We start from the raw sequence: 684 nt of genomic DNA on the forward strand, positions 1-684 counted from the left end.
TCGGTGCCGTCCGGGTCCGGGTCCGGCGACGACGTGACGGTGCTCGGTTCGACGGGTTCGACGGGTTCGCGCGCGCCCTGGTCGAACCGGAACGGCGGGTACTCGTCGCGCATCAGCGCGGCATACGCCCAGACCCGGAACAGCCACCGATCGATGCCCATCACGACATCGAACAACCCCCGCGGGTAGGCGCCGGTGAACAGCACCGCCACCGCGGCGAACAACACCAGGACGCCCAGCAGTGAGCCGAAGGCCCAATTGCTGTTGCCGGCCGGATCGTCGTTCCCGTCGTCGGTCGCGATGCCGACGAACACCGCCTGTGTGGGATCGGCTGCGGTGGCGCGCACCGACAGTCGGCCGATGTCCTCGCCCCGCAGCCCCGACGGAGTCTGGTCGTCGGTGACCAGGTCGAGTCGTTCGGTGACCAGCGCGTGTGTCTGCGTCCGGAAGGTCTCCGTGGGCACGGTGAGGAATCCGCCGTCGCGCTGGAGGACGAGGAACCATCCCGGTACGAGCGCTCCGACCGCGGCAGGGGCGCCGAGAAGCGCGAGGAGAGTTCCGACGACCAGCATGATCACTCTGCCGACGTTCATCGCCGTCCTCCGGACAATCGTGGCGGCCCTCGACGTGCGATTCGTTCACGATAGCTGTCGTCCGGGACGGATCTCCAGCAACGCTCGGTCG

The 684-nt window shown here is 68.6% G+C and carries 1 protein-coding gene; it reads right to left on the reverse strand.

The features are described from left to right. Positions 1–593: DUF4389 domain-containing protein (locus R1101_RS31465; RefSeq protein ID WP_016935834.1), on the reverse strand; the 593-nt coding region annotated here is incomplete at its 3' end. Positions 594–684: the final 91 nt, after the last annotated feature.

The sequence above is a fragment of the Rhodococcus sp. R1101 genome, assembly GCF_000278445.1.
Lineage (GTDB): Bacteria > Actinomycetota > Actinomycetes > Mycobacteriales > Mycobacteriaceae > Rhodococcus > Rhodococcus gordoniae.